The sequence below is a fragment of the Pseudomonas sp. SJZ074 genome, from assembly GCF_007828215.1.
Lineage (GTDB): Bacteria > Pseudomonadota > Gammaproteobacteria > Pseudomonadales > Pseudomonadaceae > Aquipseudomonas.
Window position 1 is genome coordinate 90,004 of the sequence record NZ_VIUE01000011.1, and the last position, 25,415, is coordinate 115,418.

Consider the following 25,415-nt stretch of genomic DNA (forward strand, 5'->3'; position numbering starts at 1 on the left):
AACTCTGCTAATGTATGCCGCCGCAAAATGCCTGCCAGCGCAGGCTGTGGCGCACATTGACCTAGACCGTCGGCCCGACTTGTTTTGAACAAACCCCAATCGCTGTCCACGCGCTATGACCCCCGTGATCTCTCTGATGAGGAGTTGGTCGCGCGCGCGCATACGGAGCTGTTCCACGTAACACGTGCTTACGAAGAGTTGATGCGCCGTTACCAACGTACATTATTTAACGTCTGTGCACGTTATCTGGGGAACGATCGCGACGCTGACGATGTCTGTCAGGAGGTGATGTTGAAGGTGCTGTATGGCCTGAAGAACTTCGAGGGGAAATCGAAGTTCAAGACATGGCTATATAGCATCACGTACAACGAATGCATCACACAGTATCGCAAGGAACGGCGAAAGCGTCGCTTGATGGACGCTTTGAGCCTTGACCCTCTCGAGGAAGCGTCCGAAGAAAAGGCGCCCAAGCCCGAGGAAAAGGGTGGACTCGATCGCTGGCTGGTTTATGTGAACCCGATCGACCGTGAAATTCTGGTGCTACGATTTGTCGCAGAACTGGAATTCCAAGAGATCGCAGACATAATGCACATGGGTTTGAGCGCGACAAAAATGCGTTACAAGCGCGCTCTCGATAAGCTGCGTGAGAAATTTGCAGGTACTGCCGAAACTTAACTTCGGCGCAAATATCTCTTACGTGTAGGCAAGTTCTGATAGACTTGCCGCCGAGTTGTCCCCCGGTTTGCGGGACTGCTTCACAATCACCAGATGGGGATTTAACGGATGAAACTGAAAAACACCTTGGGCTTTGCCATTGGTTCTCTTATTGCCGCTACTTCGTTCGGCGCGCTGGCACAAGGCCAAGGCGCAGTTGAAATCGAAGGCTTCGCCAAGAAAGAGCAATTCGACAGCGCTCGTAACTTCAAGAACAACGGCAACCTGTTCGGCGGTTCGGTTGGTTACTTCCTGACCGACGACGTTGAACTGCGTCTGGGCTACGACGAAGTGCACAACGTTCGTTCCGACGACGGTCGTAACATCAAGGGCGCCAACACTGCGCTGGACGCTCTGTACCACTTCAACAACCCAGGTGACATGCTGCGTCCGTACGTCTCGGCCGGTTTCTCCGACCAGAGCATCGGTCAGAACGGCTCCAGCGGTCGTAACCGTTCGACCTTCGCCAACGTTGGCGGCGGCGCCAAGCTGTACTTCACCGAGAACTTCTACGCTCGTGCTGGCGTTGAAGCTCAGTACAACATCGACCAGGGCGACACCGAGTGGGCTCCAAGCGTCGGTATCGGTGTGAACTTCGGTGGCGGCTCCAAGCCTGCTGCTGCTCCAGTTCCAGCTCCGGCTGAAGTCTGCTCCGACAGCGACAACGACGGCGTCTGCGACAACGTCGACAAGTGCCCTGACACCCCAGCCAACGTAACCGTTGACGCTGATGGCTGCCCGGCTGCTGCTGAAACCGTACGTGTTGAGCTGGACGTGAAATTCGACTTCGACAAGTCGGTCGTCAAGCCAAACAGCTACGGCGACATCAAGAACCTGGCTGACTTCATGAAGCAGTACCCAGAAACCACCACCACTGTTGAAGGTCACACTGACTCCGTCGGTCCTGACGCTTACAACCAGAAACTGTCCGAGCGTCGTGCAAACGCCGTTAAGCAGGTTCTGACCAACCAGTACGGTGTTGAAGCGTCCCGCATTCAGTCTGTTGGCTACGGCGAAACCCGCCCAGTTGCCGACAACGCCACTGAAGCCGGTCGTGCTATCAACCGTCGCGTAGAAGCGCAAACTGAAGCTAAGAGCAAGTAATTAGCCCATAGTTTGGGAAAAGCCCGGCTTATGCCGGGCTTTTCTTTGTCTGCGATTTATGAAAAAGAAAAATGCCTGTGGGGAAAGGGTTATAGGGCAATGGCTTGAAGCCAGGCAGGTTGCGCCAGTTCGGTGGCGCTTGCCACTGCACCGATAACCAGGATCGCCGGGCTCTTGAGTTGAAACGCACCTGCGTCGGCCTCCATCGAAGCCAGATCGCTACGGCAGTCTCGTTGATGAGGCAGGGAGGCATTCTCGATCATGGCTACGGGGGTATCCGCTGCCAGGCCACCGGCCAGCAGTTGCTCGCGGATCTCGCTCAGTTTCGCCACCCCCATATACACCACCAGGGTCGTCCCGCTTTGCGCCAGGGCTTGCCAGTTCAGGCTGCTGCCGTCCTGGGTGTGGGCAGTGACCAGCGTTACGCCCCGGGCAATGCCGCGCAAGGTCAAGGGAATATTGCACTGGGTCGCTCCCGCCAGCCCGGCCGTGATGCCATTGACCAGCTCCACTTCGATGCCATGCTCGCGCAGCCATTGCGCCTCTTCGCCGCCTCGGCCAAAGATGCACGGGTCGCCGCCCTTGAGGCGGACCACGCATCTGCCTTGGCGCGCATAGCGCAGCATCAGCCGATGGATGAAGGCTTGTGGCGTGGAGCGGCAGCCGCCGCGCTTGCCTACCGCGATGATGCGCGCACCGCAACAATGTTCCAGCACCGCCTCGTTGACCAGATCGTCGATCAACACCACGTCGGCTTCGCGCAGGGCGCGCACGGCCTTGAGGGTCAGCAATTCGGGGTCGCCAGGACCCGCACCCACCAGCCAGACTTTTGCGTTCATAGTGTTTTCCTCACGAGAGAGCGGCCATCGGTTGCGCAGTGGCAACCAGCAGGCGCTTGATTTCCGGGACGCAGGAGCCGCATTGCGTACCACAGCCCAGTTCCTGTTTCAGCCCTTGCAGATCCAGCCCTCGTTCAATGCCGGCGCAGATCGCACGCTGGCTGACGTTCAGGCAGTTGCACAAGGTCTTGCTGCCGCCTGCCGTTGCGCCAGCGTTGCCCGGTGGCGCACTTAACGGCGCCAACAACCAACGGCGCAGTTGCTCGTCGGCACGACCCTCCTGCCACAGGTTCTGCAACCAATGGCGGGCGAGGGTTTCGCCGGCCAGACGGATGGCGGTGATACGGCCGTTTTCGATCCGCACCCGTTTACCGATGGCGCGACGGGGATCGTCGTAGGCCAACACCGGCCCGTCGATCAGTTCCAGTTGTTCGTCGATCGCTTGTAGCAGTGCGGGGTCAGGCGCTTCGGTGCTGGCGGCGCGAATCAGCAGCGCGGGACGTTCACGGCCAGTCAGGCTCAGGCTGACATAGGCAAACGCCTCGCACAGCGGACGCAAGGTCTCAAGATGCTGTTGAACATCGCCTTCGATCAAGGCGAAAAGCTGCCAAGGCAGGTTTACCGGCTCCAGGCGCACGCCGCTGTGCTTGAGTTCCGGTTGTTTCGACAGTGGGTCGAAAGCCGGTTGAGTCAGAGTATTCACGCCGCCTTTGAGGAATCGATCACCCCAGTGCATGGGCAGGAACGCCTGGCCGGGGCGCACGCTGTCGTCGCTGTCCACAGCCACGATCACGCTGCCGCGACGGCTCTTGAGGCTGACCAGGTCGCCCGCTTGCAGGCGCTGGCGCTGCAGCTCGTCGGGGTGCAGGCTGAGTACGGCTTCGTTCACGTGCCCGAACAACCGCGCGGCGGTGCCGGTACGGCTCATGCCGTGCCACTGATCCCGCAGGCGGCCGGTGTTGAGGGTCAACGGGTAACGGGCGTCACGCAGTTCCCTGGCGGCGCGATACGGTTCGGCGACGAACCGCGCACGGCCGTTGTCGGTGGGGAAAATCCCATCGACGTACAGGCGGGCCGTTCCGACCGTGGCGCCGTCCGGGAATGGCCATTGCTGGGGGCCAAGCTGATCGATCAGTTCATGGCTGATGCCGGACAGGTCGAGATCCTGTCCGCGGGTCAATTGCTTGTATTCGTCGAACAACTGCGCAGGTGTGTCGAAGGCGAACAGGCTGGGCTGGCCCGGCCGCAGACGTTTCTCCAGACGTTGTGCGAAATCCACCGTAATGGCCCAGTCTGGTCGTGCTTCGCCCGGTGCGCCGATGGCTCGGCGGACGTGGGAAATGCGTCGTTCGGAGTTGGTCACCGAACCTTCCTTTTCGCCCCAACTGGCCGCTGGCAACAGCAGGTCGGCAAACCCGGCGGTCTCGGTGGTGCGGAAGGCCTCTTGCAGCACCACGAATGGGCAGGCCTGCAGGGCCGCCCGGACCGCTGTCTGGTCCGGCATCGATTGAGCCGGGTTGGTGCAGGCGATCCACAAGGCCTTGATCTTGCCGTTGCGCACCTGCTCGAACAACTCGATGGCGCTCAAGCCGGGACTGGCGGGCAGTTGCTCGACGCCCCAGTATTCGGCGACTTCGGCGCGATGCTCCGGGTTGGCGGCTTCGCGGTGGCCTGGCAGCAGGTTCGACAGACTGCCGGTTTCCCGCCCGCCCATGGCGTTGGGCTGGCCAGTCAGCGAGAAGGGCCCGGCACCCGGGCGACCGATCTGTCCGGTGGCCAGGTGCAGGTTGATCAAGGCACTGTTCTTGGCGCTGCCGGCGGTGGACTGGTTCAGGCCCATGCACCACAACGACAGAAAGCTTGGCGAGGTGCCGACCCATTCGGCGCACTCGTTCAGTTGCTCGACGCTGATGCCGCACAGCTGGGCGACCATCGCTGGGGTGTAATCGCGCACCAGGTTCTTCAGGTCCGCCAGGCCTTCGGTGTGGGCCTTGATGAAGTCGCGGTCGACCCAGTCTTCCCACAGCAGCAGGTGCAAAATCCCATGGAACAAGGCGACATCGGTGCCCGGAAGGATCGCCAGGTGCAGGTCCGCCAAGTCGCAGGTGTCGGTGCGCCGCGGGTCGATGACGATGATTTTCATCTGCGGCCGGCGGGATTTGGCCTCTTCGAGGCGGCGAAAGAGGATGGGATGGGCGTAGGCCATGTTACTGCCGACGATCATCACACAGTCGCTCAATTCCAGGTCTTCATAGCTGCAGGGCGGGGCGTCGGCGCCGAGGCTGCGCTTGTAACCCACCACGGCGGAGGACATGCACAGCCGGGAATTGCTGTCGATGTTGTTGGTGCCCACCAATGCCCGGGCGAGTTTGTTGAAGGCGTAGTAGTCCTCGGTCAGCAACTGGCCGGAGATGTAGAACGCCACGCTGTCGGGACCGTGTTCGGCGATGGTTTCGGCGAATACGCTGGCGGCGTGTTCCAGGGCGCTGTCCCAGTCGGTGCGGGCGCGGGCCAGGCCTTTGCCCAGGCGCAGCTCGGGGTACAGGGCCCGAGCTGCGAGGTCGCCGGTCAGGTGCAGGGTCGAGCCCTTGCTGCACAGTTTGCCGAAATTGGCCGGATGGGTGGGATCGCCACTGACGCCGAGGATGCGCTCGTCGTCATGTTCGATCAGCACGCCGCAACCGACCCCGCAGTAACAGCAGGTCGAGGCAGTGGTCTGGCGGTTCATCAGCTTGCGTCCCTTAGCGCCAACAGCACCCGGCCGTTCTCGACCCGTGCCGAATGCTGATGGGCACAACCCACATCCGGCGCCTGGGCCTGGCCGGTTTCCAGGTCGATCTGCCAATTGTGCAGCGGGCAGGCCACGCGCTTGCCGTAGATCAAGCCCTGGGATAACGGACCACCCTTGTGCGGGCAGCGGTCATCGAGTGCGAACACTTCATCGTCGCTGGTACGAAAAATCGCGATATCGCCCTTCGGGCCGTTGATGATGCGCGAGCCCAGGGCATTGATGTCTTCCAGTGCGCAGATATCCAGCCAGTTCATGCCGGCACCTCCAGGTTTTTCACGGGGATGACCTCGAACTCTTTCTTCAACTGAGGCTGTTCCAGGCGTTGTTTCCACGGGTCCTGTTCCAGCGACAGGGAAAACTTCAGGCGCTCGTGAAGGGCCTTGCGCCGCGCCGGGTCTTCGAGCACGGCTTTCTTGATGTGCTCCATGCCGACCCGCTGCATGTAATGCACGGTGCGCTCGAGGTAGAAGGCTTCTTCGCGGTATAGCTGCAGGAAGGCACCGTTGTATTCGCGCACTTGCTCGGCGGTCTTGAGCTTGACGAAGAACTCGGCGACCTCGGTCTTGATTCCGCCATTGCCGCCGATGTACATCTCCCAGCCGGAATCGACACCGATAATGCCCACGTCCTTGATGCCGGCTTCCGAGCAGTTGCGAGGGCAGCCGGAGACGGCCAGCTTCACCTTGTGCGGCGACCACATGTTGAACAGGTCGTGTTCCAGTTCGATGCCCAGTTGCGTGGAGTTCTGCGTACCAAAGCGACAGAACTCGCTGCCCACGCAGGTTTTCACGGTGCGGATGGATTTGCCATAGGCATGGCCGGACGGCATATCGAGGTCTGCCCAGACGCCGGGCAGATCCTGCTTCTTGATGCCCAGCAAGTCGATGCGCTGCCCGCCGGTGACCTTGACCATCGGCACACTGTATTTGTCAGCCACGTCGGCAATGCGCCGCAGCTCCGACGGCGTGGTCACGCCGCCCCACATCCGCGGGACGACCGAGTAGGTGCCATCCTTCTGGATGTTGGCGTGGGCACGTTCGTTGATCAGCCGGGATTGCGGATCGTCGTGGGCTTCGCCAGGCCAGGTGGAAATCAGGTAGTAGTTCAGTGCCGGGCGGCAGGTGGCGCAGCCGTTCGGGGTGCGCCAGTTCAGGTAGTTCATGGTGCCGGCGATGGTCAGCAGGTGCTCGTCGCGGATCGCCTGACGGATTTGGCCGTGGTTGAGGTCGCTGCAGCCGCAGATGGCTTTTTCGCTTTTCGGCTTGACGTCGGCCGCGCCGCCGACGGTGTTGATGAGGATCTGTTCGACCAGACCGGCGCAGGAACCACAGGAGCTGGCGGCCTTGGTGTGTTTTTTCACGTCATCGACGCTGAACAGGCCGTGCTCCTGAATCGCCTTGACGATGGTGCCCTTGCACACGCCGTTGCAACCGCAGACTTCAGCGGAATCGGCCATGTTCATGGCTTTGTCCTGGCCCTGATGGCCGACGTCGCCCAAGGCATTTTCACCGAACATCAGGTGATCGCGGATTTCGCCGATGGCGGCGTTCTCACGGATCTGGCGGAAGTACCAGCCGCCATCTGCTGTATCGCCGTACAGGCAGGCGCCGACCAGCACGTCATCCTTGATCACCAGTTTCTTGTAGACGCCGCCGATGGGGTCGGAGAGGGTGATGGTCTCGGTGCCTTCGCCGCCCATGAAGTCGCCGGCGGAGAACAGGTCGATGCCGGTCACCTTGAGCTTGGTCGAGGTCACCGAGCCTTTATAGGTGGCAAAACCCAGTTGTGCGAGGTGATTGGCGCAGACCTTGGCCTGTTCGAACAGCGGGGCCACCAAGCCGTAGGCGGTGCCGCGGTGGTTGGCGCACTCGCCGATGGCGTAGATGCGCGGGTCATAGGTCTGCATGGTGTCGTTGACCAGGATCCCGCGGCTGCATGGGATGCCGGCTTTTTCCGCGAGTTCGACGTTGGGGCGGATGCCGGCAGCCATCACCACCAGATCAGCGGGAATGACGTCGCCGTTCTTGAACTGCACCGAACCGACCCGGCCATTGCCGGCGTCGTGGAGGGCCTGGGTCTGCTCGTTGAGGCGAAATTTCAGGCCACGGTCTTCCAGGGCGGTTTGCAGTAATTGGCCGCTGGTCTTGTCCAACTGCCGTTCCAACAACCATTCACCGAGGTGCACCACGGTCACGTCCATGCCCCGCAGCTTCAAACCATTGGCGGCTTCCAGGCCCAGCAGGCCGCCGCCGATCACCACGGCGTGCTTGTGGGTCCTGGCGGTTTCGATCATCGCCTGGGTGTCGGCGATGTCGCGATAGCCGATGACGCCGTCGAGCGTGTGGCCGGGAATCGGCAGGATGAATGGCGTGGAACCGGTGGCGATCAGCAGGCGATCGTACTCGGCCTCGGTGCCGTCTTCGGCGATGACCCGACGCTTGATCCGGTCGATCTCCACGACCTTGCGGTTAAGCAGCAGGTTGATGTGGTTGTCCTGGTACCAGCTCAGATCGTTGAGAACGATGTCTTCGAAGGTCTGCTCGCCAGCGAGCACGGGGGAAAGCAGGATGCGGTTGTAGTTGGTGTGGGGCTCGGCGCCGAACACCGTGATGTCGTACAGCTCATTGCTCAGCTTGAGCAACTCCTCGAGGGTTCGAACCCCGGCCATGCCATTGCCGATCATCACCAGTTTGAGTTTTTTCATCAGGGTTCTCCGCAAGCCCAGGCCCGGTTTCGTCACGTTTCATCACGGTGATCGGACTGGCTCGGCAATTTTTCGAAAACAAAAAAAGGCGTCCCGCTAGTGTGCTAGCGAGGACGCCTTTGTCCTGGTCCCGTTCTCTCGGGAAGCACCGCCTTCATCGTTGGAGGCGTTGCTTTATGTATGGTGAGAGAGGTTATGCAGTGGTTGTGCCAAGTGGCTTCGTGGCACGGTTTTATTGGGTGTGACGGCGGCTGCGCGCGCTGGAGGGGGAGTTATTGCACTGAATCAAAGCGTGTTGCACGGTAATGGCGCGTGGGGCGAGAGAGGGGAGTTGGCCGAGAGGCCGCCATCGCGAGCAGGCTCGCTCCCACAATGGATCGAAGGCGCGCACAAGGTAGGTGTACACAGCAGACCCTTGTGGGAGCGAGCCTGCTCGCGATGGGCGCAACCGGATCTCAGCTGTGGAACACCAGAAACAGCAGCACGATATTCACCACCAACGACACCAACGCCAAGGTCCGCCAGACCTTCAACGGTTCGCGCTCCAACAATGGCCGGGGCCTGATGCTCAAGCTGCGGCGCTCGCCCTGTTCCAGCAACAGCAACCATTCCTCGGCGGTTTCAAAGCGCTCGTGCGGATCCGCTGCAACGGCGCGCTCCAGGCTTTGGCCGAGCCATTCGGGCAGGTCCGGCCGATAGCGGCTGGCGCTGACTGGCACGCCAAAGCGCGGTCGCTGGAAGGCCTCGACTTCGCCGTAGGGATAATGCCCTGTCAGCAGGAAATACAGGGTCACCCCGACGGCATACAGGTCCTGTTGCGCCGTCGGTGCGACACCGCCGAAGGCTTCCGGTGCGATATAGCTGGGTGTGCCCGGCAACACGTTGGCCTGGTCTTCGGACAAGCCGGGGCAGTACGCCAGCCCGAAATCCAATAACCGCAGTTCGCCATCGTCCCCCAGGTGCAGGTTTTCCGGCTTGATGTCGCGGTGGTAGATCTGCCGTCGATGCAGCAACCCCACCGCCCGCACCAGCCGTTGCGCCAGGTCCAGCCATTGCGCCAAGGGCAAGGCGCCGGACTGGTGGAACAGCTCGGCCAGGGTCATGCCCGGATATTCGCGCATCACGTAATACAGGTGCTGGCGCTGGGGAACGCCGTGGACTTCCGGAAACTGCCTGCCGGCGACCCGCTTGAGAAACCATTCTTCCGACAGCAGTGCCTGCCCGGCGCGGCTGTCGTCCCGTAGCTGCACCGGCAGGGTTTTCAGCAGCCATGGCTGGCCCTGGACGTCGTATACCCGGTAGAGCAGCGATTGCTGGCTCTGGCCGAGCAGCCCTTCGACCTGCCAGCCCTCGAACGCCTGGCCCGGTTTCAGGGCTGGGGGCAGCGGCCATTGCTGCAGCTGGATCAGCGCATCGCCGATGCTCGCTTCGCCCAGCGCATCGACCCGTACCAGCAAGGCGCTGGCGTTGTCCTGGCTACCGGCCAGGTGCGCGGCGTTGATCAGTGTCTGGGCGGCGAGGTTCAGGTCCGGCTGGTCCCGAAGGATGCCGGCAATGGCCGTGTCCCCCAGGACCGCCCAGACGCCGTCGCTGAGCAGCACGAAGGTTTCTTCTGTGCGCAGTTCGCCGTCGAGGAAGTCCAGGACCAGATGTTGATCCAGCCCCAGGGCGCGCTTGAGCACATGTTGCATGCCTTGCTGCTCCCAGACGTGATCCTCGCTGACCCGTTGCAGATGATCGGCATGCCAGCGGTAGACCCGGCAATCGCCGACGTGGGCGAGGGTGAAGCGCCGGCCACGCAGCACCAGGGCACTGACGGTGGTGAGTAGCGGCTGCCCGCCACCGTTGGCCTGCAACCAGCGATTCTGTGCCAGCAACAGCCGGTCCAGCGCCTGGGCCACGCCCCAGGTTTGCGGCGTGGAGTAATAGTCCAGGGCCAGGGCCTGCAAGGTCGAACGGGCGGCCAGCCCGCCGTCGGCGCATTGGCTTACGCCGTCGGCAATGGCGAACAGGTAGCCTTTGCTGGCGGCCAGGGCCGGAGCCGGGGTAACCAGGCGCAGGGCGTCCTGGTTTTCCTCCCGCGGGCCGATGGCCGTGGCTTCGGCGAAACTCAGTTGCAGACTCATGGCTGCTGTTTATACCCGAGCCGCAGTGACGGCTGCCGAGCCCCAGGTGGTTCTCCAGCGACGCTTGACGCCGTGCAGGCCGAACCAGGCCAGCACGCCCAAGCTGGCGAACAACCACAGCGCCAATTGGTAGCTGCCGGTGCTTTGCTTGATCGCGCCCATGCCCGCCGCGAGGGCGAAGCCACCGATGCCGCCGGCCATGCCGATCAACCCGGTCATCACGCCGATTTCGCGGCGGAAACGTTGTGGCACCAGTTGGAACACGGCGCCGTTACCCGCGCCGAGACCGAGCATGGTGCAGACGAACAGTGCCAGTGCCGCGTAGGAGTTGGGCAGGTTGAAGCCCACCGCCGCGATGCAGATGGCCGCCACGGTGTACATGCCCAGCAAGGTGCGGATGCCGCCGAAACGATCCGCCAGGGCGCCGCCCAACGGCCGCATCAGGCTGCCGCCGAAGACGCAGGCCGCGGTGTAGTAGCCGGCGGTCACGGGACTCAGGCTGTACTGGTCGTTGAAGTAGCCGGGCAGGGCGCTGGCCAGGCCGATGAAGCCGCCGAAGGTTACGCTGTAGAAGAACATGAACCACCAGCTGTCACGGTCACCCAGGGCCTTGAGGTAATCGGCCATGGATTTGGCTTTCGGCCGCTCGGGAGCGTTTTTGGCCAGCCAGGTGAAGATGACCAGGGTCAGGACCAGCGGGATCAGCGCGAAACCGAACACGTTGCCCCAGCCGAAGGCGGCGGCCATCACTGGCGCGATGATCGCGGCGAATACGGTGCCCGAGTTACCGGCACCGGCAATGCCCATGGCTTTGCCCTGATGTTGCGGCGGATACCACTGGGACGCCAATGGCAGGGCGACGGCAAACGACGCACCGGCCATGCCCAGGAACAGGCCCAACAGCAGTGCCTGTTCGTAGCTGTGGATCCCCAGCTTCCAGGCGCAGAACAGCGCGCCGATCACGATCACCTGGCCGACCATGCCGGCGGTCTTTGGCGAAATCCGGTCGGCCAGCAGGCCCATGAACAGGCGCAGCACGGCGCCGGCCAGGATCGGCGTTGCCACCATCAGGCCGCGTTGTTGAGTGCTCAGGTGCAAATCGGCGGAGATCTGCACCGCCAGTGGACCGAGCAGGTACCAGACCATGAAGCTCAGATCGAAGTAGAGAAAGGCCGCGAACAGGGTCGGGGTGTGGCCGGATTTCCAGAAGCTTGAATTCATCGCGCACCTCAGCTGTGAAAGTCTCGAAAAAAGTCAGTGCTTCGAAGTGGTGCGCCGCGACGGCGACCCCACCGACCCCGGACGGTGGGGCCAAAGCAAAAAAACGCCGCAACCCGAATCGCCAGTGGGCGAGCAGGGTGTGCGACGTCTTTGTCGTAGGTGGGGCAACCGCCGTTGGTTACCTGTGGGGTTGCTTAAGCGAGATCTGTGCCAACAGGAGGGATTGGCGTAAGGGCTATCGCGAGCAATCGCTCCCACATTGGATTTTCAGGGGGGGCATGCAACCTGTGGGAGCGGGCTTGCTCGCGAAGACGGTGGCTCAGTCGACATTAATGTTGGACGGTGAATCGCTTTCGCGAGCAAGCCCGCTCCCACAATGGAGCTTCAGTGGCTACAGAACCTGTGGGAGCGAGCCTGCTCGCGATGACGCCGGGCCAGGTGCCGCGAGGGCGTCAGCCCAGCAACTCATTCATCGCAATGATCTGCTCCGCCACCTGGATCAGCTTCTGCTGGCGGCTCATGGCCTGGCGGCGCATCAGAGTGTAGGCCTGCTCTTCGTTGCAATCCTTCATCTTCATCAGCATGCCCTTGGCCAGTTCGATGCGCTTGCGTTCGGCCAGTTGCTGGTCTCGGGCCAGGAGCTGCGCGCGCAGGGCCTGGTCGCTTTCAAAGCGGGCCATGGCCACGTCCAGGATCGGTTGCAGGCGCGCGGCATGGATGCCTTCGACGATATAGGCACTCACCCCTGACTTGATCGCCTGGCGCATCACATCCGGGTCGTGCTCGTCGGTGAACATGACGATCGGTCGTGGCTGGTCGCGACTGACCAGCACCACTTGTTCCATGACGTCCCGTCCGGGTGACTCGGTATCGATCAGGATCACGTCCGGACGCACTGTTTCGACGCGTTCCGGCAGGTCGATGGTCAGGCCGGACTCGTCAATGACGTCGAACCCGGCTTCCACCAGGGCGGCCTTGAGGCGGCCGACTTTTTTCGCGGTGTCGTTGATCAGCAGGATACGCAGCATGGTCGGGCTCCTGTCAGCGGCTGGCGAGAAGGGGAGCCGCATCGCTCAAGGCGTGCAGTTTGAAACTGCGGGCATACCCGGCCGGATCCGAGCCGTCCCACAGGGTGCCGTCGATCAACTGGCTGCTGCGCATGGCCTGGAAGGTGGTTGAGATGCCCAGCGCCGCGCACGCCTGGCGATACAGCTCGAGTTGCTGGACCTCCTGCGCCACGGTCAGGTAGTCCGGGTCTTCTCGCAACAGGCCCCAGCGCCGGAATTGGGTCATGAACCACATGCCGTCGGACAGGTAGGGCACGTTCACCTCGCCGTTGCCATGGAAGCGCATGGCGTGGGGATCCTGCCAGCTGTTGCCCAGGCCATCGGCATAGGTACCCAGCAGGCGGGGTTCGATGCAGTCCAGCGGCGCGTCGAGATATTCGGGGGCGCTCAGCAGTTGTGCGGTGCTGCGACGGTTCTCGGTGCTCTGTTCGATGAAACGGCTGGCCTCGAGGATCGCCATCACCAACGCTCGCGCCGTATTGGGGTACTGCTCGACGAACGCGCGGGTACAGCCCAGGACTTTTTCCGGGTGATCGGGCCAGATGGTCTGGGTCGTCGCCAGGGTGAAGCCGAGGTTCTGTTTCACCGCGCTGGCGCACCAGGGTTCGCCGACACATAGCCCGTCGATACGCCCGGCCTGCAAGTGCGCAATCATCTGCGGTGGCGGTACCACCACGCTGTCGACATCCGACAAGGGGTGGATGCCTTGTGCGGCGAGCCAGTAATAAAGCCACATCGCGTGGGTGCCGGTAGGGAATGTCTGGGCAAAAGTCAGTTTCGAGCGAGTTTGGTGCACATGGCGCTCCAGTGCCTCAGGACTGGTCACGCCCATTGCCTGCAAACCGTGGGAGAGATTGATGCTCTGGCCGTTCTGGTTCAGCCCCATCAGCACCGCCATGTCGGTCGGCGCGACACCGCCGATGCCCAGGTGCACGGCGTAGATCAGGCCGTACAGGCTATGGGCTGCATCGATTTCACCGCTGACCAGCTTGTCCCGCAGGTTGGCCCAGGAGGTCTGGCGCTTGAGGTTCAAGGTCAGGCCGTAGGGTTGGGCGAAGCCCTGGGTGGCTGCCACCACGATCGGGGCGCAATCACTCAAGGCCATGAAACCCAGGTCGATCGCGCTCTTTTCCGGGGCGTCGCTGCCATTGACCCAAGCCAGGGGGTGGGCTGGAATTTCATTCATCGGGGCATCACCTTCCACATAAAAAAGCGCCGTACCCGGACGAATGCCAGAGCAAGGCCGGATGACGACGCCGTTGTCCTTCAAACAGTGTGGCACTCATTCCATCGTTGGCATGAGCGTCGATGACCAAAGGGGTGCAAGGCATATGCCATCGGCGCTGTTTTGTGCAGGCGCCTCGCTTGAACCGCCGTTGCGCGGCTATAATCGCCGCCTCATTTCGTCGCCCGAGTCAAAGCCGCCCATGTACACCCTGGCCCGTGAACTGCTGTTCAAACTCTCCCCGGAAACCTCCCACGATCTGTCCCTGGACCTGATCGGCGCGGGCGGACGTTTGGGCCTCAATGGTCTGTTGTGCAAGGCGCCGGCATCGTTGCCAGTGAATGTGATGGGCCTGCAATTCCCCAACCCGGTCGGGTTGGCGGCGGGCCTGGACAAGAACGGCGCGGCCATCGACGGCTTCGCGCAATTGGGGTTCGGCTTCGTGGAAATCGGCACCGTCACGCCACGGCCACAGCCGGGCAACCCCAAGCCACGGCTGTTTCGCCTGCCGCAAGCCGAGGCGATCATCAACCGTATGGGCTTCAACAACCTGGGAGTGGACAACCTGCTGGCCCGCGTGGCTGCCGCCAAATACGAAGGCGTGCTGGGCATCAATATCGGCAAGAACTTCGACACGCCGGTGGACCGTGCCGTCGACGATTACCTGATATGCCTGGACAAGGTCTACGCCCATGCCAGCTATGTCACCGTCAACGTCAGCTCCCCGAACACTCCGGGGCTGCGCAGCCTGCAGTTCGGTGACTCCCTCAAGCAACTACTGGCCGACCTGGCCAGGCGCCGTGCCGAGCTGGCGGTGACCCATGGCCGGCATGTGCCGTTGGCGATCAAGATCGCGCCGGACATGACCGACGAAGAAACCGCCCAAGTGGCCCAGGCCCTGGTCGAGACAGGTATGGATGCGGTAATCGCCACCAACACCACGCTGGGCCGCGAAGGCGTCGAAGGGCTGGAGCACGGTGACGAAGCGGGAGGATTGTCCGGCGCGCCGGTACGTGACAAGAGCACCCACACGGTGAAGGTGCTGGCTGGGGAGCTGGCGGGACGCTTGCCGATCATCGCTGCGGGTGGGGTCACCGAAGGACGGCATGCCGCCGAGAAGATCACCGCAGGGGCAAGCCTGGTGCAGATTTATTCGGGCTTCATCTACAAGGGGCCGGCGTTGATTCGTGAGTCGGTGGATGCGATTGCGGCGTTGGGCTGATTTCGCGGCTGGCAGATGTTTCTCTGTGGCGAGGGGATAAATCCCCTCGCCACAAGAGTGTTCGCAACTTGAATTCTGAGCAGGTCACACACACCGATACATAACCCGCCCATTAAAAAGGGCTCCTCAAAGGAGCCCCTGGGCCGTAGCCCGCCGTCCGGATGGGACGCGCGTGGTTAAATCGTTATGTGTGGAACGAAATTGTCGAGTTCCTGAGTATTGAGCCCTGTGTCAGCCGACGGCGTGAAGTTCGTTGAGTCTGTGGATACCCGCAGTGCCGGTCATACCGTCCCAGTTGTCGCCGCGTCCTTCTCGCCAGCCATTGATCCAGGCTTGACGTACCGACGGTAGAGTAAAGGGGCAAAGCTCACGGGATTTACCACCAACACCATATTGGTAACCGCGTAAAAATGCTCTTTCCAACGGATCACGCTTAAGTCTTCTCATAGGGTATTGCCCTCACTTGTTGACTGTTACTTCGCGTCGGCCTCTGTTGAGGCCGGGGCAGAATCATTCTGCCGTTGGTGGCTCGTTGCCGGCGTGACGAGCCAAGGTGTTGGCGCCGTTGTGGCGTCAACCTGTGTTGAGTTCTAACCAAAGCGTCACATGGATGGAATGATCGTTTTGTCATAAGCACGTAACATTAAAGAGGTTAGGGCGATAAGTAACAGTGTGTTCAGCGTCCGCTTTTCAGCAAGACCCCTGTATGATCGGCCCTGCGTTGAAAGGCGCTGCCTTTTCCCGGATGAGAATGTCCCCCTGTTGCACTCGGGTACTATTCGACGAAAGGGGTGACTTTTCATCAGTTTGTTACACCGAATTTTTTATCTGCCCTCGCATCTAAGCTCTTTTAACCTGAGCGGCGAGGGTGGCACGGCACACTTTCGTGCCACCGGGTGCTCTTTTAGAAAAGCACCTGATTGAACCTGACCCGGCAATGCGTTGCCCCGGTCCACTAGCCAAAGGCTCTGGAACTCCCCATGTCCGATCGTTTCGAACTCTTCCTCACCTGCCCCAAGGGCCTCGAAGGCCTGCTACTCGAGGAAGCCATCGGGCTTGGCCTTGAAGAGGCGCGCGAACACACCTCGGCCGTTCGCGGCGTGGCCGACATGGAAACGGCCTATCGCCTGTGCCTGTGGTCACGCCTGGCCAATCGCGTGTTGCTGGTGCTCAAGCGTTTTCCCATGAAAAACGCCGAGGACCTGTACCACGGCGTGCTGGACGTCGATTGGCAGGATCACATGCTGGCCGATGGCACCCTGGCGGTCGAGTTCAGCGGCCACGGCTCCGGCATCGACAACACTCACTTCGGCGCCTTGAAGGTCAAGGACGCCATCGTCGACAAGCTGCGCACTCCCTCTGGCGAGCGACCCACCATCGACAAGCTCAACCCGGACCTGCGTATCCACCTGCGCCTGGACCGCGGCGAAGCGATCCTCTCCCTGGACCTGTCCGGTCACAGCCTGCACCAGCGTGGTTATCGCCTGCAGCAAGGTGCCGCGCCACTGAAGGAAAACCTCGCCGCCGCTGTCCTGATCCGTGCCGGCTGGCCGCGCATTGCCGCCGAAGGCGGCGCCCTGGCCGACCCGATGTGCGGCGTCGGCACCTTCCTGGTGGAAGCGGGCATGATTGCCACCGATATGGCGCCGAACCTGCGTCGCCAGCAATGGGGTTTCACCGCATGGCTGGGCCACGTGCCGGCGCTGTGGAAGAAACTCCACGAAGAAGCCACCGCCCGCGCCGCCGCCGGGCTGGCCAAGCCACCCCTGTGGATTCGCGGTTATGAAGCCGACCCACGGCTGATCCAGCCAGGTCGCAACAACGTCGAGCGTGCCGGCCTGAGCGAGTGGATCAAGATCTATCAAGGTGAGGTCGCCACGTTCGAGCCGCGTCCGGACCAGAACCAGAAAGGCCTGGTGATCTGCAACCCACCGTACGGCGAGCGTCTGGGCGATGAGGCCAGCCTGCTTTACCTCTACCAGAACCTCGGTGAGCGCCTGCGCCAGGCGTGCCTGAACTGGGAGGCTGCGGTATTCACCGGCGCTCCGGACCTGGGCAAGCGCATGGGTATCCGCAGCCACAAGCAGTATTCTTTCTGGAACGGCGCCTTGCCGTGCAAGTTGCTGCTGATCAAGGTACTGCCGGACCAGTTCGTCACCGGCGAGCGTCGCACACCGGAACAGCGTCAGGCCGAGCGTGAGCAAGCCCGCCTTGACCAGGAAGAGCAGGGACAGGCGCCTGAGGTACCGCAAGAGCGCCAGTACAACAAGAATGGCAACCCGATCAAACCGACACCGGCCCCCGCGCCTGTGGTCGAGCAGGCGCGCTTGAGCGAAGGCGGGCAGATGTTCGCCAATCGCCTGCAAAAGAATCTCAAGCAACTGGGCAAATGGGTCAAGCGCGAAGGCGTGGACTGCTATCGGGTCTACGACGCCGATATGCCGGAATACTCCATGGCGATCGACCTCTATCACGACTGGGTGCACGTGCAGGAATATGCCGCGCCGAAATCCATTGACCCGGAAAAGGCTTCGGCCCGGTTGTTCGATGCCCTGGCGGCCATTCCCCAGGCGCTGAATGTCGACAAGAGCCACGTCGTGATCAAACGTCGCGAGCGCCAGAGCGGCACCAGGCAATACGAGCGCCAGAGCGCCCAGGGCAAGTTCACCGAGGTCAACGAAGGTGGCGTGAAGCTGCTGGTCAACCTGACCGACTACCTGGATACCGGGCTGTTCCTCGATCACCGGCCGATGCGCCTGCGGATCCAGAAGGAGGCGGCTGGCAAGCGCTTCCTCAACCTGTTCTGCTACACCGCGACCGCCAGCGTCCATGCCGCCAAGGGCGGAGCCCGCAGCACCACCAGCGTCGATCTGTCGAAAACCTACCTGGACTGGGCGCGACGCAACCTGTCGCTCAATGGTTTTTCCGACAAAAACCGCCTGGAGCAGGGCGATGTGATGGCCTGGCTTGAAGCCAGCCGTGACGAATATGACCTGATTTTCATCGACCCGCCGACCTTCTCCAACTCCAAGCGCATGGAAGGCGTATTCGATGTGCAGCGCGATCACGTCCAGTTGCTGGACCTGGCCATGGCTCGCCTGGCGCCGGGTGGCGTGTTGTATTTCTCCAACAATTTCCGCAAGTTCCAGCTCGAGGACAATCTCGGCGAGCGTTATGCGGTGGAGGAAATCACCGCCGCTACCATCGATCCGGACTTTGTCCGCAACAACAAGATTCACCGTGCCTGGAAAATCATGGCTCGTTGAAAATCCTCGATTGGATCCACGGAGCCTTGTAGATCAAGGCTTCCAGCCGATTTTAGGACTGGTCAAAGTGATGGCTAATAGCTATAACTGAGGCTGTGGCCAGGGCTGTACCGACGCCTGCCCCTTTTTCGAGTTGTGTCTATGGCATTGCATCCGGTGCGCCCCAGGATCCTGGGCTTTATCAGCGAAGATGTATCGGCCTGGCTGGTGGCTTCGCTGGTGTTGCTGGCCGGGATATTCCTGACCGGTTTGCTGAGTTGGGCGATGATGAGCCTGTTCAACCAGCAACTTCGCCAGCGCTTCGAACTGCAAGCCGAAGAGCGCTTCAGCCGTATCGAGGAAAGATTTCAGGAGCAGGAGCAGCGCCTCGACAGCCTGCGGCGTTTCTTTGCCAACTCGGTGGAGGTTTCCGAAAAGGAATTCCATGGCTACGCCGAACCGTTGTTGCGGCGTACCCAGGCCTTTGCCTGGGCGCCACGAGTGCTTCGCGACGAGCGGCAGGCATTCGAACAACGGGAACGGAATAAGCGAGTCAACTCCTTCATCATCCGGGAAGCGGACGATTCAGGCGGTTTGCGGCAGGCTGCGGAACGGGACGAGTACGCGCCGATCCTCTATATGCAGTGCCAGGCTTGCCAAGAGACAACGCTGGGTTTCGACCTGCTTTCCCATCCATTGCGTCGCGCCGCGCTCGAGCGTGCTCGTCGCCAGAATAGCCTGGCGGTATCGCAGCCATTGGATCTGGTGGATGTCGGTCCTGCCTTTATCCGTGGCGTGTTGCTGGTGGCACCGGTCACCCGGGGGCCCTCTACGGAGCCTTTCGGTTATGTGGTAGCGGCCATCAGCATGCGCCAACTGGTGGGTGATGGCTTGCCGTCGGCCAGCCATGACAACCTTTCGATGCGCGTTCTGGACCTGTCCGATGCCGATCAGGAGGAGGTGCTGTTCGAGTCCCCCGGGCTCCCCGGGGACAGTGATCTGGCAGCGACCCGTGTGCTGCGTCTGGCGGAGCATGATTACCGGGTAGAGCTACGACCCAGTCGCACGTTCCTGTCGACCAACCACTCCGCGATGTCGGGTCTGGTGGTATTGGGCGGTTTGCTCAGTTTTCTGCTCAGTGCCTTGCTCTACGTCCTGGTCAGCCAGCGCCAACGGGCCCTGACTCTGGTGGAGCAGCGTACCCAGGAACTGCGCGCTCGGGAACAGGAACTGCGGGGTACCCACAGCCAGTTGCGCGGCGTGCTGGATGCCGCGACCCAGGTCGCGATCATCGCCACGGATCTGCGTGGGGTCATCACCACGTTCAATGCCGGCGCCGAACAGATGCTGGGCTACCAAAGCTGCGAAGTCCTGCAGAGCATGACCCTCGAAAGCCTCCATGTGCCGCGGGAGCTCCAGGCCCGGGCCGCAGAGCTTGGCGCCCGATTCGGCAAGCCGATTCCTACCTGTCACGCGATGCTGCTCGAAGGTGGCGAGGCGGGCGGCCAGCAGGCCCGGGAGTGGACCCTGGTACGGCGTGACGGCAGCCACTTGACCGTGAACATGCTGGCCACGCCCGTGCTCGACGACCAGGGGCTCTGGGTCGGGCACCTGGCGATTTGCATCGACATCACCGAACGCAAGCGCGTCCATGAGGCCCTGGCGGCCCGGGACTTGCTGCTGAAGAAACTCAGTGCCCATGTACCTGGCGGCATCTACCAGTTCAAAATGGATTTCAACGGTCGTTTCAGCGTGATCTATGCCAGCGATGGCATTCGTGACATCTATGAGCTGGAGCCCAGCGTGCTGGTCCAGAACGCCGAAGCTGTTTTCTCCCGCATCCATTCACTGGACAACGCGCGGGTCCGAGCGTCGATCCGTGCCTCGGCCGACACCCTGAGCCCATGGCGCGAAGAATATCGGGTGCAACTGCCACAGCGTGGCCTGCGCTGGGTGCGTGGCGAGGCCACACCCGAGCAACTGCCGGGCGGTGGCGTGTTGTGGCATGGCTATATCTCCGATATTTCCGATCTCAAGCGGGTGGAAGAAGAGTTGCGCGCATTGTCCGTGACCGATGCCTTGACCGGGATTCGCAACCGGCGATATTTCCAGGAGCGCCTGAACTCGGAAATGACCCGGGTCGAACGCGGTTCTGGGGAGCTTTCGGTCATCATGCTCGACATCGATCACTTCAAGCGCATCAATGATCAGCACGGCCACGCCGTGGGGGACCGGGTGTTGCAGGCGGTTTGCCTGCGCGTTTCCCAGCGTCTGCGGCGTACCGATGTCTTCTGTCGGCTGGGTGGGGAAGAATTCGTGGTGTTGTGTCCCGACACCGATGGTGAAAGCGCCTATGCCTTGGCCATTGGGCTGTGGGAGGGGCTGCGCGGGGCGGAGATCGAGGATGTGGGCGTGGTCACCGCCAGCTTCGGCATCGCCAGCTGGCGCGCCGGGGAAGGCGCGGATGCCCTGCTGTTACGGGCCGACTCGGGGGTGTACGCGGCGAAGCAGGCCGGACGGGATCGGGTCGAGATGCAGGTGGGGTAGTTCGCAGGTTTGCGCTCGCCACATGTCTCCTGATGTGGGAGCGGGCTTGCTCGCGAAAGGGCCATATCAGGCAATGGAAGTGTTGAATGTCACACCGCCTTCGCAAGCAAGCCCGCTCCCCACATCAGTTTTTGTTCTGGATCAGAGCACCGAAGCCGTCTGCGGCAGTTTCGGCTGGCGGTACAGGTCCAGCAGCACCTGGTCCAGCACCGACGAAGCACCCCATGGCTTCGGATCGTTGAGGATCGCTACCACGGCCCAGGTATTGCCGTTGACGTCGCGGCTGAACCCGGCGATGGCACGCACGGTGTTCAGGGTGCCGGTCTTGATGTGGGCTTCGCCGGCCATGGCCGTGGTCTTGAGGCGTTTGCGCATGGTGCCGTCGGTGCCGACAATCGGCATCGAACTGATGTACTCGGCCGCATAGGGGCTGCGCCAGGCGGCTTGCAGCATCGCCGCCATTTCCCGGGCGCTGACCCGTTCGGCGCGGGACAGGCCGGAGCCGTTTTCCATCACCAGGTGCGGTGCGGTGATGCCTTTCTTGGCCAGCCATTGGCGCACGACCCTTTGCGCGGCCTTGGCGTCGTCACCGTCGGCTTCGTTGCGGAACTGTGCACCGAGGCTCAGGAACAACTGCTGAGCCATGGTGTTGTTACTGTACTTGTTGATGTCGCGGATGATCTCCGCCAGGTCCGGCGAGAATGCCCGGGCCAGCACCTTGGCGTTGCTCGGGGTGGCGGCCAGACGGTCCTTGCCCTGGATGCTGCCGCCCAGTTCTTTCCAGATCGCCCGCACCGCGCCAGCGGTGTAGGTGGCGTGGTCCAGCAGTGACAGGTAGGTCTGGGAGCTGCAGCCATCGCCCAACTGCCCGCCGACCGTCACGGCCACGCTGCCGTCCGGCTGGGGTACCGGGTTGTAGCGTACGCCGCCGGTGCATTGCTTGGAATTGACCGCCTTGACCTGGTTATCGATGTGGATGCTGGCAATCGGCGGCTCCACCGACACCAACACCCGGCCGCCATCATTGCGGGCAACGAAGCGCAGCGCCTTGAGGTTGACCAGCAGGGAGTCGGGCTTGACCAGGAAAGGCTTGTTTTCATCGTTGCCGTCGTCGTTGAACTCGGGCAGTTGCGGCTGGATGAAGAAGCCGCGGTCGAGCACCAGGTCACCGGTGACCTGTTGTACGCCGTTGGCGCGCAAGTCGCGCATCAGCAGCCAGAGCTTTTCCATGTTCAGTTTGGGGTCGCCGCCACCCTTGAGGTACAAATTGCCGTTGAGGATCCCGCCGCTGAGGGTGCCGTCGGTGTAGAACTCGGTCTTCCACTGGTGATTGGGGCCAAGCATTTCCAGGGCGGCGTAGGTGGTCACCAGTTTCATGGTGGAGGCCGGGTTGACCGAGACGTCGGCGTTGTAGAGGGTCGGGGTGCCGGGGCCATTGAGTGGCACCATCACCAGGGACAGCGCGTCGTCTTGCAGCTTGCTGGTCCTGAGGGCCTTCTGCACATTGGGCGACAGGGCGGTGTTAATCGTAGCGGCGCTGGTGGAAACGGGGAGGGCCAGGGGAAGAAGAAGGCTGGCCAGGAGCAGTGGACGCAAAGATTTGATCATGTGTAATAAAACCCTACGGGCGAGGGGAAAAAACGAGGACATGAAAAATGAACGTCCTCAACGGTCAGGAAAGTGTCGGCATTATGCCCCAAGGCGCACCGGATGGGCCGTGCCTGAGCCCATTCATGAGGCAATTTTTTACCGACGGTAGGCCGATACACCCGATCAACCGGGCAATCGTCGCACCAAACTGGTAAAGTGCCGGCCGTTATTACTGATGAGGATTGTTCCAATGGCGACTAACCGTTCCCGGCGTCTGCGCAAAAAACTGTGTGTGGATGAGTTTCAAGAGCTGGGTTTCGAACTGAACCTGGATCTCAAAGAAGATCTGGACGATGAGGCGATTGACGCTTTCCTCGACGCTTTCCTGAAAGAAGCCATGGAAGCCAATGGCCTGGGCTACGTCGGCGGCGACGACTACGGTCTGGTTTGCCTGCAGAAGCGTGGCTCGGTTTCCGAAGAACAACGTGCTGCCGTTGAAGCCTGGCTCAAGGGCCGCAGCGAACTGACCAACATGACGGTCAGCCCGCTGATCGACGTGTGGCACCCGGACATGCCGATCAACGCCAAGGCGTGATGTCCTGAACCGGCAGCCCGATTGGGCGCCGGTTTTTTTGTGCCTGGCTTTTGAGGTTGGTTGCTCTCTCGGCCTCTTTCGCGCTCCCACAGGGTCCCTGCGAACCCTGTGGGAGCGGGCTTGCTCGCGAATCTTTTAAGAGACTGTCAGGCGCTGCGCCAATTCAGAATCAGCAAAGTCAGCACCCCCGCCACAATCCCCCAGAACGCCGAGCCGACAGAAAACAGCGTCAGCCCCGACGCCGTGACCATGAAGGTGATCAGCGCCGCTTCCCGTTCCCTGGTTTCGCTCATGGCGATGCTCAAGCCGTTGATGATCGACCCGAACAGCGCCAGTGCCGCGATGGACAACACCAGCTCCTTGGGCAGCGCCGCGAACAACGCCGCAAGAGTGGCGCCGAATACCCCGGCAATTCCGTAGAAGATCCCGCACCAGACCGCTGCCGTGTAGCGTTTGTTGCGATCTTCGTGAGCATGGGGGCCGGTGCAGATGGCGGCGCTGATGGCCGCCAGGTTGATACCGTGGGAGCCGAACGGCGCCAGCAGCAGCGAGGCGATGCCGGTGCAGGTGATCAGTGGCGAGGCCGGTACGTGGTAGCCGTCGGCCCGGAGCACGGCGATGCCCGGCATGTTCTGCGAGGTCATTGCCACCACGAACAGCGGAATGCCGATGCTGATGGTGGCGGCCAGGGAAAAGTGTGGCGTGGTCCAGACCGGTGTGGCGACTTCAAGGGCAAAGCCGCTGAAGTCCAACAACCCCATCAGGCCTGACAGCGCGGTGCCGATCAGCAGCGCCGCCAGCACCGCGTAGCGAGGCGACAGGCGCTTGACGATCAGGTAAGTGAAGAACATCCCCAGCACCAGGCCGGTACGATGCTGGGCAGCGACGAAAATCTCACTGCCGATCTTGAACAGGATGCCCGCCAGCAACGCTGCCGCCAGCGACGCCGGAATGCGCTTGACCAAGCGCTCGAAGCTGCCGGTCAGGCCGCAGATCGTCACCAGCGCCGCGCAGGTGATGTAGGCGCCAATGGCCTCGCCATAGCTCACGCCGCCCAGGCTGGTGATCAGCAGTGCCGCGCCGGGTGTCGACCAGGCGATGGTGACCGGCGTGCGATAGCGCAACGACAGGCCGATGGAGCACACTGCCATGCCAATGGAGATCGCCCAGATCCACGATGAAATCTGCCCGCTGGTGAGCCCCGCCGCCTGGCCGGCCTGGAACATCAACACCAGGGAACTGGTGTAACCGGTCATCATGGCGATGAATCCGGCGACGATGGCCGAGGGCGAGGTATCGGCCAATGGGCGAAGTGGCGCGGTCGTGACTTCGGTCATGGTGAGTGGGGATCCTTGGATAGATTATGTACCTGTGGGAACAAGGCCATAGGTGTCACAGATTGAGGGTTTAAGCCTAAACTCAACCCAGTGAGCAATTGCAATACAGCCAAGCCCGCAAACAGCCGTACAGTCGTGTTGCCATCAGAGGTTGTGTACAATCGCCGTGTTTTTTACACGATACTTGCCAGCGATCCGCTGTGCCGTATTACAGTCACGGTCAATTCGCCGCAGTTCTCCCGACCCGAGTGCCCATGAACGAACAGTTGCAGCCCCTCAAGAAACAACCGCGAGCAGGTAAAGCCGGCCGCAGCGGAACCCAGGACGATATCGTCTATGCACATATCTTCGAGGCCATCCTCGAACAGCGACTGGCGCCCGGTACAAAGTTGAGCGAAGAGGCGCTGGGGGAGATTTTCGGGGTCAGCCGCACGATCATCCGCCGGGCGTTGTCGCGTCTGGCCCATGAGGGGGTGGTGTTGTTGCGGCCTAATCGCGGCGCGGTCGTTGCCAGCCCGAGTGTCGAAGAGGCTCGCCAGGTGTTCATGGCCCGGCGTCTGGTGGAGCGGGCGATCACCGAACTGGCGGTGCAGCACGCTACCGCCGAGCAGCTTGCCGAATTGCGCCAGATGGTCAGCGACGAACGCGACAGTTTTTCCCGTGGCGATCGTGGCGCCGGCATCCGCCTGTCGGGTGAGTTCCATCTCAAACTGGCCGAGGCGGCCAGGAATGCCCCGCTGATCAGCTTCCAGCGCAGCCTGGTGTCCCAGACTTCACTGATCATCGCCCAGTACGAAAGCGGCAACCGGTCCCACTGCTCCTACGACGAACACACCCAGTTGATCGATGCCATCGAAGCCCGGGATGCCACGCTGGCAGTGGACTTGATGATGCATCACATGGATCACATCGACAGCAAGCTCAACCTCGACGAAGAGGGCGCGTCGGATGATTTGCATGCGGTGTTTTCGCATCTGCTGCAGAGCAAGAAGCCTGGGCGGTCGACGGCCAAGCTTTGATTGAATCAGTGGTACCCGAGTCGTGCCCTTCGCGAGCAAGCCCGCTCCCACATTCGACCGCGTTGTTAA

At 61.8% G+C, this 25,415-nt stretch carries 18 protein-coding genes; 7 read left to right on the forward strand and 11 right to left on the reverse strand.

Translation table 11 applies throughout. The features are described 5' to 3' along the window. Window positions 1-84 precede the first annotated feature (84 nt). Together sigX and FBX99_RS14195 are read left to right on the forward strand one after the other, a co-directional pair. A complete protein-coding gene (gene sigX, locus FBX99_RS14190; protein ID WP_047701492.1) occupies window positions 85-675 on the forward strand; it encodes an RNA polymerase sigma factor SigX in 591 nt (196 codons plus the stop codon). 108 nt (window positions 676-783) lie between these two features. Continuing rightward, on the forward strand, window positions 784-1,818 hold the full coding sequence (locus FBX99_RS14195) for an OmpA family protein (protein ID WP_144927445.1): 1,035 nt from the start codon (window positions 784-786) through the stop codon (window positions 1,816-1,818). An 89-nt stretch (window positions 1,819-1,907) separates the two neighbouring features. On the opposite strand, the gene cobA is transcribed toward FBX99_RS14195, so the two are convergent. The 8 genes from cobA to FBX99_RS14240 form a co-directional block, all read right to left on the reverse strand. Continuing rightward, entirely contained in the window at window positions 1,908-2,657 is a 750-nt protein-coding gene (gene cobA / locus FBX99_RS14200) for a uroporphyrinogen-III C-methyltransferase (protein WP_144924320.1), read from the reverse strand. Between the two features lie 10 nt (window positions 2,658-2,667). After that, on the reverse strand, window positions 2,668-5,385 hold the full coding sequence (locus tag FBX99_RS14205; RefSeq protein WP_145131832.1) for a nitrate reductase: 2,718 nt from the start codon (window positions 5,383-5,385) through the stop codon (window positions 2,668-2,670). Beyond that, on the reverse strand, window positions 5,385-5,702 hold the full coding sequence (nirD, locus tag FBX99_RS14210; RefSeq protein WP_145131834.1) for a nitrite reductase small subunit NirD: 318 nt from the start codon (window positions 5,700-5,702) through the stop codon (window positions 5,385-5,387). Before nirD ends, FBX99_RS14205 begins: the two co-directional genes overlap by 1 nt. Further along, on the reverse strand, window positions 5,699-8,152 hold the full coding sequence (gene nirB, locus FBX99_RS14215) for a nitrite reductase large subunit NirB (protein WP_144924314.1): 2,454 nt from the start codon (window positions 8,150-8,152) through the stop codon (window positions 5,699-5,701). Before nirB ends, nirD begins: the two co-directional genes overlap by 4 nt. Window positions 8,153-8,607: 455 nt before the next feature. Beyond that, the gene (locus tag FBX99_RS14220) at window positions 8,608-10,278 is read right to left on the reverse strand and encodes a bifunctional protein-serine/threonine kinase/phosphatase (protein ID WP_145131836.1); all 1,671 of its coding nucleotides are present in this window, start codon (window positions 10,276-10,278) and stop codon (window positions 8,608-8,610) included. A 9-nt stretch (window positions 10,279-10,287) separates the two neighbouring features. Then, entirely contained in the window at window positions 10,288-11,499 is a 1,212-nt protein-coding gene (locus FBX99_RS14225) for a NarK/NasA family nitrate transporter (RefSeq protein ID WP_145131838.1), read from the reverse strand. Window positions 11,500-11,951: 452 nt separating this feature from the next. Beyond that, window positions 11,952-12,527: an ANTAR domain-containing response regulator gene (locus FBX99_RS14235; protein ID WP_024776757.1), complete on the reverse strand. Its 576-nt coding sequence runs from the start codon at window positions 12,525-12,527 to the stop codon at window positions 11,952-11,954. 13 nt (window positions 12,528-12,540) lie between these two features. Beyond that, window positions 12,541-13,752 (reverse strand): CmpA/NrtA family ABC transporter substrate-binding protein, encoded by a 1,212-nt coding sequence (locus FBX99_RS14240; RefSeq protein WP_144924305.1) that lies wholly within the window; start codon window positions 13,750-13,752, stop codon window positions 12,541-12,543. 241 nt (window positions 13,753-13,993) lie between these two features. Here FBX99_RS14240 and FBX99_RS14245 point away from each other — a divergent pair, with 241 nt between their 5' ends. Then, window positions 13,994-15,013: a quinone-dependent dihydroorotate dehydrogenase gene (locus FBX99_RS14245; protein WP_144924302.1), complete on the forward strand. Its 1,020-nt coding sequence runs from the start codon at window positions 13,994-13,996 to the stop codon at window positions 15,011-15,013. A gap of 231 nt (window positions 15,014-15,244) precedes the next feature. Here the strand turns inward: FBX99_RS14245 and rmf are convergent, their stop codons facing one another. Further along, window positions 15,245-15,460, reverse strand: coding sequence for a ribosome modulation factor (gene rmf / locus FBX99_RS14250; RefSeq protein ID WP_003223300.1), 216 nt, complete (start codon window positions 15,458-15,460; stop codon window positions 15,245-15,247). 533 nt (window positions 15,461-15,993) lie between these two features. Here rmf and rlmKL point away from each other — a divergent pair. Continuing rightward, window positions 15,994-18,279 carry a bifunctional 23S rRNA (guanine(2069)-N(7))-methyltransferase RlmK/23S rRNA (guanine(2445)-N(2))-methyltransferase RlmL gene (rlmKL, locus tag FBX99_RS14255; RefSeq protein WP_144924299.1) on the forward strand — a complete coding sequence of 762 codons (2,286 nt, stop codon included), beginning with the start codon at window positions 15,994-15,996 and terminating at the stop codon, window positions 18,277-18,279. Window positions 18,280-18,420: 141 nt separating this feature from the next. After that, window positions 18,421-20,805: a GGDEF domain-containing protein gene (locus FBX99_RS14260; RefSeq protein WP_144924296.1), complete on the forward strand. Its 2,385-nt coding sequence runs from the start codon at window positions 18,421-18,423 to the stop codon at window positions 20,803-20,805. Between the two features lie 141 nt (window positions 20,806-20,946). On the opposite strand, the gene dacB is transcribed toward FBX99_RS14260, so the two are convergent. Further along, window positions 20,947-22,413 (reverse strand): D-alanyl-D-alanine carboxypeptidase/D-alanyl-D-alanine-endopeptidase, encoded by a 1,467-nt coding sequence (dacB, locus tag FBX99_RS14265; RefSeq protein WP_144924291.1) that lies wholly within the window; start codon window positions 22,411-22,413, stop codon window positions 20,947-20,949. 232 nt (window positions 22,414-22,645) lie between these two features. Between dacB and FBX99_RS14270 the strand changes: the two genes are divergently transcribed. Further along, the gene (locus FBX99_RS14270; RefSeq protein WP_024776763.1) at window positions 22,646-22,990 is read left to right on the forward strand and encodes a YggL family protein; all 345 of its coding nucleotides are present in this window, start codon (window positions 22,646-22,648) and stop codon (window positions 22,988-22,990) included. A gap of 146 nt (window positions 22,991-23,136) precedes the next feature. Here FBX99_RS14270 and FBX99_RS14275 read toward each other — a convergent pair whose 3' ends face one another. Next, on the reverse strand, window positions 23,137-24,327 hold the full coding sequence (locus tag FBX99_RS14275; RefSeq protein WP_144924288.1) for a benzoate/H(+) symporter BenE family transporter: 1,191 nt from the start codon (window positions 24,325-24,327) through the stop codon (window positions 23,137-23,139). 254 nt (window positions 24,328-24,581) lie between these two features. Between FBX99_RS14275 and FBX99_RS14280 the strand changes: the two genes are divergently transcribed. Then, a complete protein-coding gene (locus FBX99_RS14280) occupies window positions 24,582-25,346 on the forward strand; it encodes a GntR family transcriptional regulator (protein WP_024776765.1) in 765 nt (254 codons plus the stop codon). Window positions 25,347-25,415 lie beyond the last annotated feature (69 nt).

Bases quoted from the DNA above. Each gene is read 5' to 3' on its own strand.
- FBX99_RS14220 (WP_145131836.1), bottom strand. From the start codon at position 10,278: ATGAGTCTGCAACTGAGTTTCGCCGAAGCCACGGCCATCGGCCCGCGG.
- rmf (WP_003223300.1), bottom strand. From the start codon at position 15,460: ATGAGAAGACTTAAGCGTGATCCGTTGGAAAGAGCATTTTTACGCGGT.
- FBX99_RS14260 (WP_144924296.1), top strand. From the start codon at position 18,421: ATGGCATTGCATCCGGTGCGCCCCAGGATCCTGGGCTTTATCAGCGAA.
- FBX99_RS14205 (WP_145131832.1), bottom strand. From the start codon at position 5,385: ATGAACCGCCAGACCACTGCCTCGACCTGCTGTTACTGCGGGGTCGGT.
- FBX99_RS14225 (WP_145131838.1), bottom strand. From the start codon at position 11,499: ATGAATTCAAGCTTCTGGAAATCCGGCCACACCCCGACCCTGTTCGCG.
- nirD (WP_145131834.1), bottom strand. From the start codon at position 5,702: ATGAACTGGCTGGATATCTGCGCACTGGAAGACATCAATGCCCTGGGC.
- FBX99_RS14245 (WP_144924302.1), top strand. From the start codon at position 13,994: ATGTACACCCTGGCCCGTGAACTGCTGTTCAAACTCTCCCCGGAAACC.
- FBX99_RS14195 (WP_144927445.1), top strand. From the start codon at position 784: ATGAAACTGAAAAACACCTTGGGCTTTGCCATTGGTTCTCTTATTGCC.
- FBX99_RS14280 (WP_024776765.1), top strand. From the start codon at position 24,582: ATGAACGAACAGTTGCAGCCCCTCAAGAAACAACCGCGAGCAGGTAAA.
- FBX99_RS14240 (WP_144924305.1), bottom strand. From the start codon at position 13,752: ATGAATGAAATTCCAGCCCACCCCCTGGCTTGGGTCAATGGCAGCGAC.
- FBX99_RS14275 (WP_144924288.1), bottom strand. From the start codon at position 24,327: ATGACCGAAGTCACGACCGCGCCACTTCGCCCATTGGCCGATACCTCG.
- FBX99_RS14235 (WP_024776757.1), bottom strand. From the start codon at position 12,527: ATGCTGCGTATCCTGCTGATCAACGACACCGCGAAAAAAGTCGGCCGC.
- cobA (WP_144924320.1), bottom strand. From the start codon at position 2,657: ATGAACGCAAAAGTCTGGCTGGTGGGTGCGGGTCCTGGCGACCCCGAA.
- nirB (WP_144924314.1), bottom strand. From the start codon at position 8,152: ATGAAAAAACTCAAACTGGTGATGATCGGCAATGGCATGGCCGGGGTT.
- dacB (WP_144924291.1), bottom strand. From the start codon at position 22,413: ATGATCAAATCTTTGCGTCCACTGCTCCTGGCCAGCCTTCTTCTTCCC.
- rlmKL (WP_144924299.1), top strand. From the start codon at position 15,994: ATGTCCGATCGTTTCGAACTCTTCCTCACCTGCCCCAAGGGCCTCGAA.
- FBX99_RS14270 (WP_024776763.1), top strand. From the start codon at position 22,646: ATGGCGACTAACCGTTCCCGGCGTCTGCGCAAAAAACTGTGTGTGGAT.